Below are 18955 nucleotides of genomic sequence, written 5' to 3' on the forward strand. Positions count from 1 at the left end.
TCTTTATTTTATTGAAAGGGAATGAGCCAATCTTAAAGGCTCAGGGATTCTAAATTTAAGAGAAAGTTTTAGGATAAATTCTTTTGTCTCCTCCAGGGTTATCTTATATCCGGGTGAAGCAAATACAGGTGCTACATTATCCCTTGTTCTTAAAACTATACCGATTGCCTCTTTATTCTTTTTTATAAAGCAAAATGAGCCTTTTTTCTTATCTATCTTTCCAAAATCTCCAAATAGATGGCTCTTTGCACATCCTATTGATGGCTTATCCAAAAGGATTCCAATGTGTGTAGCCAGACCCATTTTTCTTGGATGGGCAATACCCTGTCCATCAAAGAGAAAAAGATTGGGTTCGCTCTTTAGCCCCTTTATCGCCTCTAAGATACAGGGTCCTTCACGAAATGAAAGAAAACCTGGAATATATGGAAAACCTACCTTTGTCTTTAACTTTACTTCCTCTACTACCTTAAGTTCAGGAAAGTTTAAAACAACAATTGCACAACAACCATATTCATCCCTAAATGCTACATCAACGCCAGCAACTGATACTACCTCTTGCTCAATCTTTTTTAAGACAATCCTCTTTGCAAGGTTTTTCTGTATCCTTTTTGCTTCATCTATGGCTACATCAAATGGATGAAGATTAAAGTATTTCGTAACTATTTTTAGTATTTATGCAAAATATAATATCATTTTTAAGATAAAAAAGCAAGGGCTTTCACAAAAATTAGAGGCTTCGGTTTCTATTGTTTCTTGTCCATTCTTTAACTATCCATTCTCCATAAATGTTAATAAGTTTTTCTTTACACATCTTAAGTCGTTTTGGAGTATACATCTGTGGCGCCTGATGAATCTTTCTATGACAGGTTGGACAGACAACTATAAGATTATCCTCTGTATCTGCTCCACCTTTACATTTTAGTACTATTTAGGTGCCGTAATAATCGTTGTTTAAGGAGCGAATTTTAAAACAGACTTTAGTAGAACCACCAGTATTATCTAACAAAAGGAAAATATCCTAAGGAGATATTTCAGAATAGGAAACCCCGCAATCAGGACAGGATAGGGAGGATGAAAAAACAAGCTCATCCCTTCCAGCAAGGACAATAAGGCTTCCCTTTGAAATGGCTATTCCTGTCTCAACAGAGCCAGAAAGCCCGGTGATTACTGTGAGCTTATTCCTTGGGATTTCTACATCAATATTCTTAAGGTTATGCTCCCTAGCACCTTTGATAATAATATTTTCTTTCATAATCCTAAAAAGACAAAAAGGTCTCCTCAAGCCACATTATGTATCCTTTTATATCTTGACTAAAGACATCCTTTGATAAAGGGAAATCTTCTTCACACAAAGAGACTATTCTTCCCTCTTTAATCTTTAATTTAGAAAATAGATCCTTGAATCTCTTTATTGGGTCTGCCATCTTAAGATTAATGGTCTTGGACATCTTAAATTCAACAGGATACAATGCCTTATCCCTTTCTATAATCAAATCAATCTCTAATCCATTATGGGTTCTTAAATAGAAGAGATTTGGTCTTTGTCCATGGTTAAAGAAGAACTTAACTGTCTCCTGGATGCAATAATTTTCAAAAAGGCTTCCTGCCATTGGCCCTTTTATCAAATGCCCCTCATCCTTTAATCCTGTGAGGTAGCAGACCAAACCGCTGTCTAGGAAATAGACCTTTGGGTTTTTGGTAATCCTTTTTCCCAGATTCTGATAATAGGCTGGCAGAAGGTAAATTAGCTGGCTTGCTTCCAATGCAGAAATCCACTTTTTAACGGTATTTACTGCTACCCCTAAATCTAAAGAAAGGCTACTTAGATTTAAAACTTGGGCGCAACGGCTGGCTAATAGCTGTAAGAATCTCTGAAAATCCCTTAAATTACCTATGTTATAAAGAGAGCGAATATCCCTTTCTAGGTATGTAGAGATATAACTTCCATACCAACGAGAAGAATCCCTCTTTTCAAGGCAAACTTCAGGGAAGGTTCCTTGTAGACAACTATGGATAAAATAGTCCTGGCTAGTCATTGATTTTAGAAAGGAGATATTTTCTATCTCCCCTTTAGCAAATGGCAATAAGACTAAAATACCAACCCGACCAACTAATGTTTCGGTTAGATTTTTCATCAAATTAAAGGCACAAGAACCTGTCATAATGAAACGACCCTTTTTTTGCCTATCTTTATCAATAAGCATCTTTATAAAGGAGAGAATTTCTGGCACATATTGAATTTCATCAAATATTACCCTATCTCCTGCTTTTTCTAAGAAGAACTTTGGGTCTAAAAGTGCCCTTTCTCGTAATAACGGGTCATCAAAGGAAAGAATTTTATGCGACTTGGCAAAGATATGTGCAAGTAAAGTAGACTTTCCTGTCTGCCGTGGGCCAGTTAAGACAACGGCAGGGAATTCTTTAACAAAGGCTTTAAGTGATTCCTCAATTTGACGATGAATATACACCTTCTTTACCATAAGTCATATTATAATATAAAAAGGGTTATCTGTCAAGACAAATTTGCATTCTTATTGCATAATTTCCTAATTTTCTGTCTGTGTTCCTATATTTTCTGTTTCTGTCCCTATTTCCATTGTCTCTGTTCCAGGCTCAATTGGCTCTATTTCCTTTATTCCAAAATATCCTGTTAAAATTTTTCTTGCAATAGGTGCTGCCTCAATTCCACCCTGTCCACCATGCTCAACAAGGACAACAACAACAATACTTGGGTCTTCAACCGGAGCATAGCAGACAAACCAGGCATGGTCTTTTCCCTGTGGATTCTGTGCTGTTCCTGTTTTCCCTGCAATCCTAATCCCTGGGATATATGCACCCCTTCCTGTTCCAGAAAGAACAACCTCCTCTAACCCTTTATCCAAGAGGCTTTTGGTTTCAAAAGACATATTTATTTTCTTTTTTAAAACAGGCTTTTTCCTTATTACCCTTCCATTTGGCTCTTCTATATATTGGACAATATAGGGCTTAAATATATTACCAGAATTTGCAATTGAGGAAACTAAAACAGCCATTTCAATAGGTGTTACAAGAAGGTATCCCTGTCCAATGGAAAGATTTATTGTATCGCCTGCAAACCATCTTGTTTTAAAAATACGCTCCTTCCAGGATGGAGATGGAATTTTTCCCTTAATTTCATAAGGAAGGTCAATGTCTGTTAGGGAAGAAAGGCCAAATATCTTTGCTTGCTCAATTAGTTTGCCTGCTCCTATTTTTAAGCCAAGTTTATAAAAATAGATGTTGCAAGAATGGGAAAGGCCAGAGATAAGATTTACCATTCCATGGCTTTGTTTCCCAAAACAGAAAAATTTCCTATTTCCTACATCAAACCTTCCTGTGCATTCAATGTATTCGTGGGGGTCTATAACTCCTTCTTCTAACCCAAGATAGGCATCAACAATTTTAAATAGAGAGCCGGGTGGATAGCGAAATTGTATTGCCCTGTTTGCTAAGGGATAGGATGGATTAAAAATGGTCTCTTTTGCCTCATTTGGTGAGAGCTTTTTAAGAAAGAGGGAAGGATTAAAACCAGGCTTACTCACCATACACAAAACCTCACCTGTCTTTGGAGACATAGCAACAATTGCTCCATTTTTATAAAGGGCTTTTTCTCCTATTTCTTGGAGGTTTTTATCAATTGTAAGATAAAGATTGCATCCAGAAATTGCCTCTTCTTTCCCCAATATCCGGATTGTCCTTCCAGAGACATTTGTCTCAATAACATCCCCTCCCATCTTTCCTTTAAGAATATCTTCGTATGCATTTTCTATGCCACTTTTTCCAATCCTATCGTCAATAAGATAACCCTCTTTTTCTTTAAATTCCTTCTCTGTGATGGGTCCAATATAACCTAAAAGGTGTGAGGCAAGCTCTGAATTCGGATAATAACGAAGAGGTTTTGCATCTATAACAAGGGATGGCATATCAAAAAAGGCAAGTGCTATCCTTAAAGCATTGTCCTTTGAAATATTTTCTATAATTGTGGCTGGTTCAAACCTGCGAAGAGATTTTTTTTTCATGCTTTTCTTTGCCTTTTCTCTATCAAATGGAACAATAGAAGAAATCTTTGATAAAATACCCTCTATTTGTTCATCTGAAAGGCTTTCTTGAATAATGGATATGGAAAAATTAGCTACATTTGTTGCCAAAACCTTGCCTTTTCTATCAAATATCATCCCCCTAGATTGGGGGTGTGGAATTATTCTTATCCTATTCTTCAAAGACCTGGCTTTAAAATAACCTCCCCTTATTATTTGAAGATAAAAAGAGGATAAAAGGAGGATAAAAAATAACAGAAAAAATATTATATAAAGGGAGGAAATTTTCCTTTTCATAGCCTCTTTCTTATAAAAATAAAGATTAAAGAAGCAAGGAGAGAATTATACAAACCCTCCTTTAAAAGATGAAAAAAATTAAGCAAAAAACCCTCAAAAAGAAAAAGAAGAAATAAAGAAATAATGCCAGAAAATATGGTTGATAAAAAGACAAGGAAAAAGATAATATAAACCCTATGGTATATCCTCTTTGAAAAAATGCTTACCAATATTGCTATTATAGAAAAAGACAAAGCGTTTATTCCAAAACGCCTTATTCCAAGCAAGTCTAAAAGTATGCCGCAGAAAAATCCAAAAAAACCTGCGCTATACGGAATACATTTCAAGGAGGCAAATATTGTTGTTATAAGAAGAAGGTTGCAAGATGTATTAAAGAGAATGAGTATTCCTGATGCTTGAACAAGAAACGCAAAAAGAATAATTATTGCCAAAAACACCAATTTATTTTAAACTTTTTATTTAAAAAATGGCAAGGATTGGTGTATTTGTTCTGTAATTCAGAAATAACGATTAAGTATGTGTTAGCTATTAGCTTTTGGCTTTTAGCGATTAGCCTTTTAAACAAGAGAAAAAATTTACAAATTTAGAGATACTTGCACCTACGAAGTGCAAATATATTTTTGCGTTTCTGCGGTAGCATGTTATCATTCAATATCTCCTTCCATCTTTAATATAATATTTTGCAAATGTTTCAACCTTTCTTTTTCTACTTTCCAATACCCTCTTCTTGCGGATTCTAACAGTAGTTCGTTTATCTTCATAGTGGCATATGGATTGTTCTGCTTAAGTCTGTTTCTCATCCCCTCATCAAATATTAATCTATCAGCGACCTTATCAAATACCCAACTTTCAACCTTGCCTGTAGTGGCAGCAAAAGCAAGAAGATATTCTACCCTATCTTTTATCTTCTTTGCGCCATGAAAATCATGCTTTAACATCCCTTCTATCCAAATAGGATTAAGTGTTCTTGTTCTTGTAGCCCGCTCAATCGCTATCTTTAAATCATCTACAACCACTTCCTCTTCTGTAGAATCTATAACCAAAATCTCTGCCTTTTCTCCTCTCTTATCCTGAACTGTTCTTGATAGTCCTCCTAAAAATTCATAATAATGATCTAGGTCTGTAACCTCGTACTCTGTGTTATCCCTTTCCTGAGTTACAATATCAATGGATTTAAGCAAATTGGAGAATATCTTCTCATTTTTCTCTATTCTTCCTTTGAAATAGGCATAACTCATACTATCATCATAACTCTTGACTAAGTCTTTTTCATCTTTCCAAGCACTACTTTCAACTAATGTTCTCATTGATGTCGCATATTCTGTTGGTGAAGGTCCAAAGATTCTGGCAAGTGCGAAATCTTTTAGTTCGCCTTTCAATTCTAAAGAATGTTTTCTTATATCCCATTTTTCTTCAATGTTAAACCTCGGTAAATTCTCTGATTAGACAAGAGACATTCTCTGCTTTTATCTCTTCTAAAGAATAATACTTCCCACCTAAAGCCAAAGAGAGTTCCTGCAATCTTCCTAAGCGGACAAATCCTCTTTCTGTATCTATTACCAGAGATTTTACCCTTGCTTCTTTTATCCTGTAAGCTATAGCCTTTGCTTCTTCAAATGGTTTACCTCCCTTTTCTATAGAGACATTAGCTTTGCCATCGCTAACCAACACCATTAGGGTAGCAAGTCTTTTGTTCTTTCTTAATTCTTGTTTAATAATCTCAAATCCTAATTGCAGGCCTGAAGAAAGAGGAGTTCTCCCTCCAGTAGGCAACTCAGATAGTTTTTGCGAAGCCAATTCCACACTGTTGGTAAGAGGAAGCAAGACCTCTGCTCTATCTTGCTTGAAACTAACCATACTTACTCTATCCCTTTTTTGATAGGAATCAGTGAGTAAAGAGAGAATAGCCCCTTTGGCAGCTGACATTCGTTGTGAGGCACCCATAGACCCTGAGGCATCTACCACAAAGACTATCAGGTTACCAACTTTCTTCTCCCTCTGCTTTTGCCGAATATCTTGAGGTGTAATAATTATTTTCTGATTTTCTGAAACCTTATTTCTTTTTATCTGATGTGGTGCTGCTGCTCTGAATGTAGCATCAAAGGCAATATCATCCTTTCTCTCCTTGGGTAAGCAGCTCTTGATATACCTACCCCTTTTATCATCAGAAATAGTCTTGCTTCTTCTGCCAGTCCCCTCTTTTAGCTCTCGTTCTTTTGCCAGGTTTAACTCTTTTACCTGAAACTGCCTATCTACATCAAAGAGAGTCTCTTTGCTTGCGTCTTGCCTGGCCTGAGGCTGGCAATTGTTCATTTCCTTATCCTGATTCTGATAGCCATCTGTCTGTTTCTTCTCTTCCTTATGCTTCTTAAAGGTCTGTTCCAGCTTTTGTTGTTCTGTCTTTTCTCCCTGGTGAGGCTTTTTTCGTATTCGGTGGGGCAAAACAAACTCTGCTGCTTCCTTGACATCATCCTCTGTAACTTCTGTGCGTTGGTTGAAAGCGGCAATTGTTTTAGCTGTCTTCACCATAAATATATCTGCTCGGTGGCCATCTACTCGCATATCGACTGCTATCTTGGCAATTAGGTCTAACATATCATCAGGAAAGACCACATCCTTAAGTAATCTGCGAGCTGTAAGGATTGCTTCACTCAGTCTCCTTTCTTCTTTTTCCCACTCAGCAGCAAATTTAGCTGGATCTTCCTCAAACTGCTCTCTTCTTTTGATGATTGTAACCCTCTCTTTAGGCTCGTCTATCCCCTCAATATTCACACATAAACCGAATCTATCAAGCAATTGAGGTCGCAATTCCCCTTCTTCAGGGTTCATGGTGCCAATAAGGATAAAATGGGCAGGATGAGAGTAAGAGACTCCTTCCCTTTCAATTGTATTTATACCCATAGCCGCAGAATCAAGTAGGACATCAACAATGTGGTCATCTAAGAGATTTACCTCATCTACATAGAGTATGGCTCGATTTGCATCAGCCAATACTCCTGGCTCAAACCTCTTTTCTCCAGTCTTTAGGGCATGTTCAATATCAAGGGTTCCAACTACCCTATCTTCAGTTGAGCCTACAGGGAGATTGACTACCTGTATCTTCCTTTTAATTACTGGAAGGTTTTCTCCTTGGGTCTTTCGATTACGGCATTGCTCACACATCAATTCTTCCCTCTCAGGATGGCAGCTGAATGGGCAGTCTTTGACCACCTCAATCTCTGGCAAAAGATTTGCTAATGCCCTGGCTGCAGTTGATTTGGCTGTCCCTTTTTCTCCTCGAATAAGTACCCCAGAAATCTGAGTATTTATGGCATTTAAGATCAAAGCCTTCTTCATCCGCTCTTGACCAACAATAGCAGTAAACGGAAATGTTATAGCTTTACAACTCATCTTTTACCTCCTTTAACAGGAAGATTAAGCTCCTCAGGGTAGGTCCAAGTTCCTTGCAATTCCATCTTCCAAAATCTCTTTAGCATCTCTTTATGCACAGCCTTTGGCAAAAGATCTGGAAAAAGTTCAGGGTGGAACCATTTTGCCTTATAACAAGTACCTATAACCTGTCTTGGTCCAGCACAAAGCTTTGAATGGATGATGTAAACCCTCCCTTCCTTTACTGCCTTTATAAGATTTAACCCTTCCCTGTGCATGATCTCATCTCTAATTGCCTTCATAGCTTCTAAAGAAGGTATACTGCCAACCCCTTCAACCCAAGGAATCTTTATGATAATATCAGGGTCTTTCTCTACAACCCATTCAGGACTCATTATTGGGGAGCGAACAGGTTGTCTTCCTACACAATTTATCCCACCTGCTATCTCTATCTGAATCTGCGTAGGACTCTTATACATAAATTTCCCCCATGGTGTTTTCATTGAGTTTTCTCCTTGAGCCGTTGATTGATAGGGTTTGAAGACCTCACAGAATATGCTTGGCTTTTTTTTAACAGGGATACCTTCTGTTTTCTCCCTAATCATATCTATCTTACTATTTATAAATTCCTTTAGCTGATTTGCTTCTTTCTCTCTACCAAGCAACTTTCCCATCTTTTCAATAAATTGGAGGGTTTCAGCAAGCGTCCAAACCCTAAAGCAAAGAACCCTTATCTCTGCTCTCTCTAACTTCTCTATCACCTCTTTCTCTGTCCACTGATAGGCTATAACCAAATCTGGCTTAAGTTCTATGATCCTTTCAAGATTTGGAGTGACTGTACTCTTTCCCACTGATGGCTTCTTACGAAGCTCAGGAATATATTCACCCTCAGGGTTGCAGATGCCTACAATTCTTTCTCCTTCTTTTAAGGCACAGATAACCTCAGCAGGATAGCCAGTCAAGACCACAATTCGCCCTGGAATACTGGTAAAAGCTGCCTTTCTTCCCATTTCATCGGTTATGACAATCCCTTTTGAAAGACTCACTTCCTCTTCTGGTTTTGGTGCGCAACCGGCAATAAAAACCATAAGAAAGATGATCAATGCTATCCTCATTTTTACTTTCACCGTACGTGTTTAGCTTCGCTAAACAATTGCAAATTGTAAATTGCAAATTGTAAATTTCAAATTGAGAGAGGATGAATTTTTTATAATCATTATTTTTTTACCTCTTTAAATTTACAATTTAAAATTTGCAATTTAAAATTTACAATTCCAAAGCTAATGGCTAAAAACAAGAGCCCGTAGCTAAACATATACTAAAGGAGCTAAACACATACCTTTCACCAAAATATTGCCAATCCAAAGATAAATATTATTGTTATTCCATTTCTGATTATCTCTGAGATACCCACCAACTGTAAGCCTATCTTAGGACCAAATATTCCTATATAATAGGGCATAATATATTGAAACACCATGACAACACTCGAAAGAACACTTCCGATAAGGAGTGAAAGCACCACACCCTTTTGGGTAAGCTCGCCAGCTGATAAGAGGCTACCTGCCACAGTATAGGCAGCATTTGAGTGTGCCAAGAAGGCAGCAACTATTCCCAATCCTTCAGATGGTATAGGGAAATAAAGAATCACTCCCTTAAGTAGATGAGATAATCTCTCAAAAACCCCTAATTCTATCAATAAGCAAGAGAGAATCAAGGTTGGAATTATTACCATAATTATCCGTTTAATCGTATAATTAGAATTCTTCAAGGCAGTACAGAACGCCTCTTTTAAAGGAAGAATCTTTTTCTTTTCAATACTTGTCTTTGAAGCAGCCCTTTTTTTTAGTATAAGTCTTGCCACTATCATTAGAAGTGATGTTTTAACCAGAGCTACCAGAACCAGAATAAGGAAGTATAAGAGGCCAGCAAGTCCTAAAAGAGGCAAAAGTATAGGCAACATACTCCGCCAGTGCATGAGGATTGCTGGAAATGTATTGATCATGGCGGCAAGGAATAACTCCTTCTTTTCAATAACCCCCTTATTATAATAATTAGCAAGCATAGAATTGGCAGATGTAGGTGAAGCAAAGGCAGAAAGAAAGATTATCCCACATTCATCCTGTAGGTGAGAAAATCTTGTAATTGGTCTTGCCAGAAAGGATAGTCTATCTACCCATCCTAAAGAGACAATGAACTCAGCCAGTATAACTCCTAAGATAATGATAGGTACTGTCTTCAGAAGCAACCAACCTGCCATTGTTAAACTACTTAATAATATCTGGCTCATCCCACTAACTTGGTGAAAGGGCAATTATATGAGGTCTGCCTGCACTATTACTTACCTTCACCTCTACTCCATAGACCTCCCTTATGTTCTCTTCTGTAAAGACTGCCTCTACTTCTCCAGCAGAAAATACCCCTCCTTCTTTGAGCATCATTACCTTATGGGAGTATCGAGCTGCTAAGTTCAAATCATGTATAGCCATTATGGCTGAAATCCCTCTTTTGTCTACTATATTTGTAATTAAATCCAAGACCTCCAATTGGTGCCTTAAGTCCAGATTGGAGGTTGGTTCATCAAGTAGAAGAATTTCAGGCTCTTGAGCCAACGCTCTGGCTATTACCACCTTCTGTCTCTCTCCTCCAGATAGCTGACTAAACTCTCTCGTAGCCATACCCTCAAGTCCCATCAAATTCAAAAGATGTGCCACTACTTCCTTGTCCTTGGTGCTTACAGACCAAGTTATATATGGTCTTCTACCAAGCAGCACAGTGTCAAATACTGTGGAATAGAAAGAAGAGTTTGCATCCTGTGGTACATAGCCTACAAGTTTGGCAATCTCTTGAGATTTCATCTGCTTTATGTTCTTTTCCTTTACCAAAATCTTGCCTATCTTAAACTTCAATATTCTGTTTATACATTTAAGGAGCGTAGTTTTTCCTGAGCCATTTGGTCCTACAAGGGCAAGTATTTCGCCATCTCCAACTTCTAAACTTACTCCCCTTAATGCCTCAACGCTATTATAACTAAAATATACATCCTTAATCCTAAGTTTCATTGCCAATACTGTTTCCTTCTTGTTATAAGTAAATAGAGGAAGAATGGACCTCCTAAGAATGCTACCACTATCCCAACAGGAATGACAGTAGGAGCAATGATTGTCCTGCCTACAGTATCACTTGCTAAAAGAAGAAAGGCCCCTACAATACAAGAGCCTGGAAAGAGGAATCTATGGTCTGCACCAATAAGTGTTCTTGTTATATGAGGTGACATAAGGCAGATAAATCCAATAATTCCTGTAAAACAGATGATTCCAGCCGTAGCCAAGGTTGCCAATACCATCACCACATTTCTTGTCCTGGTGGTGTTTACTCCCAAGCCCTTGGCCACATCTTCACCTGAGGCCATAGCATTCAAGTCCCAGGAGTACTTAGAAATACCTAATGTCACCAAAAGGGTGAGTATTCCTACTATGGGAAGCATATCCCATCCTCCTGTACTCAATGTGCCAAACATCCAGTGAACTAAAGCATGGAGCTCTTCTTTTGTAGCAATATACTGGAGCAGAGATACAAAGGCACTTATTATATACATAATGGCAATTCCAGCCAAGATAATGGTCTCTGAACTTACCCCCCTAAGCCTTGAAATACCAAGGACAAGAAAGGCAGCTCCAAGAGCAAAGATAAAGGCATTTGATATGATGAAGTACTTCCCACTACTAGCTATGCTTGCCCCAAGGACGATGGCTACTGCTGCTCCAAGGGCTGCACCAGCAGATACCCCAACAGTAAAAGGACTTACCAGTGGATTCCGGGTTATCCCCTGCATGGCTGCTCCGGAGACTGCAAGTCCTGCACCAGCGATGATTGCCATCAGTATTTGAGGTAGTCTGAGCTGCCAGACGATTGTATCAGCCATCTTTGATGGTTCAAGGTTAAAGAAGGGAAAAGCCTTCTGAATGATTACTGAAAGTACCTCTGTTCTTTTAATATCTGCTGCTCCCTGAAAAGAAGCAAATACTGCCAGAATTACTATAGCTATAAGGCCTAAGATTATAAAGGCAAATTTCTTTGCTGTAAGAGTCTTATAGATATCTTTGTATGTGTTTAGTTCATCCATTGTATGTGTTAAGCTTCCTTATGCTAAAGAGCCAAAAACGCTTTCTTTAATTGTAAATTTTAAATTGTAAATTTTAAATTGTAAATTTTTTTAAAATACAAAATCTAAATCAAAACTTCTTCATTCCTCATTTCATTTTACAATTTGCAATCTACAACTTGCAATTTACAATTATGTTTAGCGAAGCTAAACACGTACTTTCTTTTGCTTCAGCCATAAAGAACCTCCTTTACCTCTTTCATCTTTTTATCCCAATCTTTAACCTCTTCAGAAGTCAATATATCTACTGAACCTCCCTGAAAGTCTCCCTCAACCTCACCCATCCTTTCCTCCAACAGCCCTTCAGTCTTAAGATAGGCTTCCTTCAATCCCTGCAGGACCTCCTCATCTGCCTTCCAAAGACCCCTCTGGGCTGCCTCAAGCAACCTCCTTTCTATCTCCTCTAAAGCCCAGGGATTATTCTCCTCAAAGAATTTGCGATTTTCTTCATTAAGACAAAATGTCTTCGCTATATCATCAAAGATCCAGTCATCAACCTCCTGGGTTGTTGCCTCCCAGCCATATACCCTTCCTATACGCTGGGAAATGTCACCTGCCCCTTTGTATCCGTGTTGTTTCATCCCTTCAATCCATTTTGGGTTAAGCAGCTTTGTCCGCACTACACGCCTGATCTCGTCTGCCATATCCCGCACCTCAATATGCTCTGGTTCACGGGTATCGCCGTAGTAAGTCTTGACCTCTTTACCCGAGATATGCCGGGCAGCCGCAGTCATCCCACCATGCGTGCCAAAATAGCAGCAGCAACCAAAAAGATCGTATTCATCAGATACTACTTTATTGTAGGTTATATCTACTGTTTTAAGATTCTCTGCTAATTGCTTATGTTTTTCCTCTCCGAATATGCCTTTGCCATAGGCATACCCATTCCAGTAGATAAAGACATCTGAAAGATCTTTTTCATCCTTCCAGGCAGAGGCATAGACAGCCAGTTGTGTTCCTGCCTGGTAGGTGCCGGGTTTTGATGCAAAGACGCGTAAGGTAGCATTTCGCCAGGCATCATATTTATTTCCTTCACTCTCTTTTGCCTCTGCTAATTGTGCTAAAGAGTGCTTACGAACAAAGTTCATCTCTTCTGGTTCCGGCAATGAGGCTACTGCTTGAATAGCCTCATCTACAAGCTCAATACAGTTTGGAAAGTTATCCCTCGTTATTCCAGACACCCGGATAGTAACATCAATTCGTGGCCTTTCTAATTCTTTTAATGGAATTATCTCAAATCCTTTTACCCTTCCATTGGAAAGCCAGATAGGTTTAACTCCAAGTAGATATAATATCTGAGCCATCCCTTCACCGTCAGACCACATAATATCATTGCACATCCAATAAATAGCTACATTCTCAGGGATTCTACCTTCTTCTTGCTTGTATTTCTCAATTACTGCCTCAGCAAGCTTCTGCCCAACCTTCCAGGCAGCTTTACTGGGAATGCGGTATGGGTCAAGAGAATAAAAATTCCTGCCCGTAGGCAATATATCATCCCTGCCACGGGTGATCAAGCCTGAGGGACCTGGAGGGATATACCCGGAATCAAAGCCAGCAAGGAGTGCTTCTATCTCTTGTGATTCATCAATCCGGCGGTTCAAATCAGTTACCTTTTCCCAGATTATTTTAAGGCTATCTATATACTCTGCATTCTTTAATCTTCCACCTAACACCTCATTAGCTAAGTTGCCTAAATCTTTCTCATTATTTATCATCCTACGGATGAATTCCTTGCAGATAGTATTTATCTCCTCAAGTAGTTCTCCGTAACTCCTCTTATGGTATGGACAGACCTTACCACCATCGGTTAGTAAATCAGATAGATTCATACCCATCATTGCCGAAACAATCTTCCGTAGAGAAACCTCCTCACCGGCATCATAGCGCAAAATCGAATTTATGAACTCTACACGCCTTTCTCCTTCAGGCAACTGACCGAAGATGTGCATCCCATCCTGAATCTGTGTATTTCGTGTTCGGGATAGCACTAAGTGAGCAGCACAGGCTATCTCGTCAAAGGAGAGAGATTTGGCTTCATTTTCACTAATGTCTGAGAGCCTTATTCTCTTCTCTATACCTTCGGCATTTCTGCGGTTAATCTTAATCTCCTTGTCCAGATTTGTCTTCTTTATGGCTTCCATAATCAGATGCTCTAAGGCAGCTGCTCTTCCCGGGTCTAAATTCTTTATCTGTTCATATTCTCCCAAGAACCGGTCTAATTCTTCCAATTCTTCATAAAGCCCTCCCTGCATCATCACTGTCTGCATATGGTCAACCAAGGTAGCATAGCTCCTTCTTTTGGCAATAGTGCCTTCAGGTGGGTTGTCAGCATTATAGATATAAAGATGTGGGATGTCTCCAATACCTATATCCGGATAGCATTCGGCGGAAAGCCCTACTCCTTTCCCCGGTAGAAACTCCAGATTACCATGCGTTCCTACATGTATGATGACATCACCGAAATTTTTCTCCAGATATCGGTAAGTTGCCATGTATTGATGAGGGGGAGGAATATCAGGGTCATGGAGTATCTTACATACTCGCCCATCACATCTTGCACCCGCACAGCCTCTTTTTGGCTGAACACATACTACTGCATTGCCATACTGAACTCCAGTAACCACAATCTTTCCATCATAAACCATAGCTGCAGGTACACCATTCACTTCCCTTCCTGGAGGCTCTCCCCAGGCACCATTCATCCGTTCTTTTACCTTTGGCGAAAGGGTATTGAACCAACTTTCATAATCCTTGGTGGAAATAAGTGATAGTGCTCCTCCTTTATTTACAATCTCATCAACGGTTGTCCAGCGAAACTCGCTGATAGCCTTTCGTTCCATAATAGTATCAATGAGTTCCTTGCCATTCTGAGGAGGGGCTACCTTATAGCCTACCTCCTTCATCCGCTGTATTATCCGAGCGACACTTTCTAAAGTATCTAAATGAGCACCAAGACCAACTGTCGCTTCAACTGAGGCACAAGGATTATTGTGGAAGATGAAAGAAACTTTTCTTTCATCAATAGGCTTCTTCTTAAGCCTTATCCAGTTCTTTATTCTTCTTGCTATCTTATGGCATCTATCTTCTAAGGGGACTCTGGCTCGCAAACTTGCCCCTATATCCAAGTCCTTTTCCCAAGATTTAGCACCGGCTATAATTGGCTCAATCCTCCCCTCAAATTCTGGAAAAGCCACATGATAGGCGATATCTTGAGTTAAACCTTCGGGATTATTTTTCCACTCTTCAATAGTCTTATAATAAGCATCTATAGGCTGAAATACTGGTACCCCTAATTTCTTTAAAACCTCGATACCTTTTTCTTTTGCATCCTTCGGCTCTTCCATGTTGCCTCTATCGTTCCCAAGAAGCGTCCATTGAAGGTTCACTAACGCATCAATTCTGGGAACTCCATCTTTAAGGAAATACTCACAAATTATCTCTGCGCTCCCTTTACTCCCCAACTCTTCATCCCTTACTGAGTAAGAAAAGGCAGGGATAACATCCAAATCCTGCTCTTCAAGTGCTCTTATTAACGCTTCCTCTACCCTTATATTTTCATCGACCCAGTAATTACGGAAGTAAAGAAGACCCACTTTAGGACCCTCTTTCGGCTTGTACTCTCTATACCATTTGAGATATTCATCCACATCATCAAAGTAAGAGGAAGCATTAGGATGGTAAATTCCTTCCCAAGGAAGTTTCTTGGGTGGTTTTACTTCTATTTCCATTCCCGTAACTTCTTTGGCAATATAGCGCAGCATATTAGAGAAGTTTTCCTCCCCACCGAAAGTTACATAAGATTGGCAAGTAGCTACAATCTCCAGCTTAACCGTAGAAAGACTCCAGTAAGAAGGATCATATCCTATACAAATAATTGGTACTTCCTTTCTTATCTCCCTTATCCTATCTTCAATCTGGTCCCAGAAACCTTCGGTTGACCGGTGCAAAAAGACTACATCTTGTCCCTTCAGCTCATTCAACACCTCCTCGATTTTCTCTGGATATTCCCTGAGCAAATCCGCAGGGAACAACTTTAACTCTACAAAATCTAACTTCTTACTTGCCTGAGCTACCATCTCTGTAGAAGTTGCCCATGTAATAGCCCCTAACTTCATATGACCACCTCCTTTTTTATATCTCATGATAAAGATTTTATTGGTATGATATATGGGCTTACTGAAGCTTTACTTATAATAGCTTCTACCCCATAAACTTCCCTTATATTTTCTGGAGTAAATACTTCTTTGGGCTGTCCAATGGCAAAAATCTTTCCCTTCGTAAGAAATAGCATCCTGTCTGAAAATCTAGAGGCAAGATTTAAATCATGAATGGCCATTACTATTGCTATAGCTTTCTTCTTTGCTAAAGAGCTGATAAGTTCCATAACCTCAAGCTGATGCCTTAAGTCCAGATTACTGGTAGGTTCATCAAGGAGCAAAACTTCAGGTTCCTGAGCCAATGCCCTTGCTAAAAGAACTTTTTGTTTTTCCCCGCCACTCAGCTCATTAAAATATCTTAGCATCATATCTTCCAAATTCATTTCTTTTAGTATCTGAGAAACAATCTCTTTATCCTTAAAGCTTATACTCCAAGTGATATAAGGTTTTCTTCCTAAGAGCACGGCATCAAAAACTGTTAAAGGGAAAGAGTAGGAGGAACTTTGGGGAACATAGCCTAAAAGCTTAGCCAATTCCTTTTGTTTAAACTTGCTTGTCTCATTCCCATCAAGATAGATAACCCCCTTTTGTGGCTTCAAAATCTTGTTGATGCACTTAAGAAGCGTACTTTTCCCTGATCCGTTAGGACCAAGTATGCTTATCACTTCTTCACCTTTTACCTTCACGCTTACATCTTTCAGAGCGGGTCTACTTCCATAGGCGAAGCAAACTCCATTTATCTCTATTCTCATGTCCAATATTCCTTCCTTCTGGTTATTAAAAGATACACAAAGAATGGAACTCCAATAATCGAAGTTACAATTCCTACTGGAATTATGACTGGAGAAATAATATTTCTTCCTATAGTGTCAGCGATGAGTAATAAAAGTGCGCCAAGGATACAGGAAAAGGGGAGAAGAAACCTATGATCCGCTCCGATTAGTAGCCTGGCTATATGCGGTGTGACAAGACAAACGAAGCCTATTATTCCAGTAAAGCAAATTATTCCAGCAGTAATTATTGTTGCCAATATCAGACAAATTATCCTTACTTGAGGGAGGTTAACTCCAAGACTTTTGGCAACTTCATCTCCACCAGATATGGCATTTAAATCCCAGGAATGCTTCATTAAGAAGGGAAAGCAGAAGAAGAATATAATCGATACCACTAATACATCATTCCAGCTTGATCCAGTGAGACTTCCAAATGTCCAATGGATCACTGCTTGAAGCTGTTTTTCAGTGGCGATGTATTGGAGTATAGAGGTAAAAGCTGAAAAAAGATACATCAGCGCAATTCCAGCCAGTATCAAAGTCTCTCCTGTTATTCCTCTCATCCTCGCCAAACCAAGAACTAAAAAAGCGCTGATTAAAGCGAAGATAAAAGCATTTGTTACCACTATGTATTTTTCACTTCCAAGAAGGCTAAACCCAAGGACAATGGCAATAGATGCTCCAAAGGCTGCAGCAGAGGAGACCCCAATGGTGAAAGGGCTTACCAAGGGATTTCGCGTAATTCCTTGCATCACTGCACCAGATATGGCAAATCCTGCTCCAGCGATTATCGCCATTATAATCCGAGGAAGTCTTATATCCCAGATAATGTCCTCAGTAAACTCTGAAGTTTCTATATTGGCAAAGGGAAAAATTTTAGCCAAAATAGCAGAAGCTATATCATTTATCTCTATCTGGATAGTACCAATGGTGCAGGCTATAAGCCCCATACCTATAACTGCGCCAATACTGGCAAGAATAAATAATATCTTCCTTGCAGTAAACCTAAAATACAGGTCCTTTATTTCAGAGGTGGATATGCCCATGTTCCTTCAAGTTCTACTCCCCAGAATTTCTTCCACATCTCTTCATGTATCTTCTGAGGAGAAATATCGTAAAAGAGATTAGGATGAAACCATTTGGCAAAATAGCAAAGACCAACTATTCCTCTTGGCCCAGCAAGTATTTTTGAGTAAATGATATAGACCTTCCCTTCCTTTACAGCTTTCACATTTTTCAAAGTTCTCCTTCCAATTACCTCTTCCCATACCTTTTTCATTGTTTCCTCAGATGGTGCCCTCCATACTTCTTCATTCTTCCAAAGAGAAAATTTAACGATTATATCTGGGTTTGCTTCCCTAACGAACTCAGGATCTACCTCTAGATAAGCAACCGGCTGCTTTCCAATGCAATTTATTCCTCCTGCAAATTCTATCATCCAATTACCAAGATTCTTTGCAGAGTATTCACCCCATGGAGTTAGCAAGGTCTGTTTTTCTAAAGAGGAAACCGTATGATATTGCTGATAACGTTCTTTGTATACCTTTGGCTTCTTTTCAGGCTTTAAATCTTTGACCCTTTCTTTGATCAAGTTTAATTTACTCTCTATAAATTCCCAAAGCTCCTTTGCCCTCTTCTCTTTTCCTAACATCTTCCCAAATTGCTCAATCGCTCTATGTACTTCCTCATCTGTGTAACTTCTGAAGCAAAGAATAGGCATACCCCATTCCTCTAATTTTTCTGCCACTTCCTTCTTAAGATATGGATTAGCTATTACTACATCTGGATTAAGTTCACGAATCTTTTCCAGATTGGGTTCTACCCAGCTCTCTCCTACAGATTCTTTCTTTCTGAGTTCAGGTAAAAGTTGACTTTTAGGCGAATACATGATACCTACGATTTTATCCCCTTTCCCTAAAGCACAGATTATGTCAGCATTATATGTTCCTGATACGACTACAATTTTCTTAACCGGTTTTGATAAAGAGGTTTCCCTTCCTAAGTCATCAACAATGGTTATTTTCCCTCTAGGTGCCTTCTCAATCTTCTTCGGAACGGAAGAGAAGACCAAGCTTACTATTAAACCAAATATCACTATGGCTATTATAGGCATTATTTTCACTTTCATCCTGCTTT

16 protein-coding genes are annotated in these 18955 nt (G+C 39.0%); all 16 read right to left on the reverse strand.

Annotated features, from left to right (window positions below):
• Nucleotides 1–3 precede the first annotated feature (3 nt).
• The 16 genes from AB1630_00150 to AB1630_00225 all read right to left on the reverse strand — a co-directional run bounded on the left by AB1630_00150 (nt 4) and on the right by AB1630_00225 (nt 18947).
• Nucleotides 4–672: an endonuclease V gene (locus AB1630_00150; protein ID MEW6102224.1), complete on the reverse strand. Its 669-nt coding sequence runs from the start codon at nt 670–672 to the stop codon at nt 4–6.
• Between the two features lie 55 nt (nt 673–727).
• Entirely contained in the window at nt 728–928 is a 201-nt protein-coding gene (locus AB1630_00155) for an HNH endonuclease signature motif containing protein (protein MEW6102225.1), read from the reverse strand.
• Nucleotides 929–1018: 90 nt separating this feature from the next.
• On the reverse strand, nt 1019–1252 hold the full coding sequence (locus tag AB1630_00160) for a hypothetical protein (protein ID MEW6102226.1): 234 nt from the start codon (nt 1250–1252) through the stop codon (nt 1019–1021).
• 4 nt (nt 1253–1256) lie between these two features.
• On the reverse strand, nt 1257–2480 hold the full coding sequence (locus AB1630_00165) for an ATP-binding protein (GenBank protein MEW6102227.1): 1224 nt from the start codon (nt 2478–2480) through the stop codon (nt 1257–1259).
• A 66-nt stretch (nt 2481–2546) separates the two neighbouring features.
• Nucleotides 2547–4352, reverse strand: a complete 1806-nt coding sequence (gene mrdA / locus AB1630_00170; protein ID MEW6102228.1) for a penicillin-binding protein 2 — start codon at nt 4350–4352, stop codon at nt 2547–2549.
• Nucleotides 4349–4783: a rod shape-determining protein MreD gene (gene mreD, locus AB1630_00175; protein ID MEW6102229.1), complete on the reverse strand. Its 435-nt coding sequence runs from the start codon at nt 4781–4783 to the stop codon at nt 4349–4351. Before mreD ends, mrdA begins: the two co-directional genes overlap by 4 nt.
• Nucleotides 4784–4996: 213 nt before the next feature.
• Nucleotides 4997–5770, reverse strand: a complete 774-nt coding sequence (locus AB1630_00180) for a cobaltochelatase subunit CobN (protein ID MEW6102230.1) — start codon at nt 5768–5770, stop codon at nt 4997–4999.
• Between the two features lies 1 nt (nt 5771).
• Nucleotides 5772–7742: a putative cobaltochelatase gene (locus tag AB1630_00185; protein ID MEW6102231.1), complete on the reverse strand. Its 1971-nt coding sequence runs from the start codon at nt 7740–7742 to the stop codon at nt 5772–5774.
• On the reverse strand, nt 7739–8836 hold the full coding sequence (locus tag AB1630_00190) for an ABC transporter substrate-binding protein (protein ID MEW6102232.1): 1098 nt from the start codon (nt 8834–8836) through the stop codon (nt 7739–7741). The genes AB1630_00185 and AB1630_00190 overlap by 4 nt, the downstream gene beginning before the upstream one ends.
• Before the next feature lie 227 nt (nt 8837–9063).
• Nucleotides 9064–9981, reverse strand: a complete 918-nt coding sequence (locus AB1630_00195) for a nucleoside recognition domain-containing protein (protein ID MEW6102233.1) — start codon at nt 9979–9981, stop codon at nt 9064–9066.
• Between the two features lie 34 nt (nt 9982–10015).
• A complete protein-coding gene (locus AB1630_00200; GenBank protein MEW6102234.1) occupies nt 10016–10783 on the reverse strand; it encodes an ABC transporter ATP-binding protein in 768 nt (255 codons plus the stop codon).
• Nucleotides 10780–11847, reverse strand: coding sequence for an iron ABC transporter permease (locus tag AB1630_00205; protein ID MEW6102235.1), 1068 nt, complete (start codon nt 11845–11847; stop codon nt 10780–10782). Before AB1630_00205 ends, AB1630_00200 begins: the two co-directional genes overlap by 4 nt.
• Before the next feature lie 209 nt (nt 11848–12056).
• Nucleotides 12057–16004, reverse strand: coding sequence for a cobaltochelatase subunit CobN (cobN, locus tag AB1630_00210; protein ID MEW6102236.1), 3948 nt, complete (start codon nt 16002–16004; stop codon nt 12057–12059).
• A gap of 23 nt (nt 16005–16027) precedes the next feature.
• Entirely contained in the window at nt 16028–16798 is a 771-nt protein-coding gene (locus AB1630_00215) for an ABC transporter ATP-binding protein (GenBank protein MEW6102237.1), read from the reverse strand.
• Nucleotides 16795–17865: an iron ABC transporter permease gene (locus AB1630_00220; GenBank protein ID MEW6102238.1), complete on the reverse strand. Its 1071-nt coding sequence runs from the start codon at nt 17863–17865 to the stop codon at nt 16795–16797. The genes AB1630_00215 and AB1630_00220 overlap by 4 nt, the downstream gene beginning before the upstream one ends.
• A complete protein-coding gene (locus tag AB1630_00225; protein ID MEW6102239.1) occupies nt 17841–18947 on the reverse strand; it encodes an ABC transporter substrate-binding protein in 1107 nt (368 codons plus the stop codon). Before AB1630_00225 ends, AB1630_00220 begins: the two co-directional genes overlap by 25 nt.
• Nucleotides 18948–18955: the final 8 nt, after the last annotated feature.

The sequence above is a fragment of the bacterium genome (assembly GCA_040753555.1).
Taxonomy (GTDB): domain Bacteria; phylum UBA9089; class UBA9088; order UBA9088; family UBA9088; genus JBFLYE01.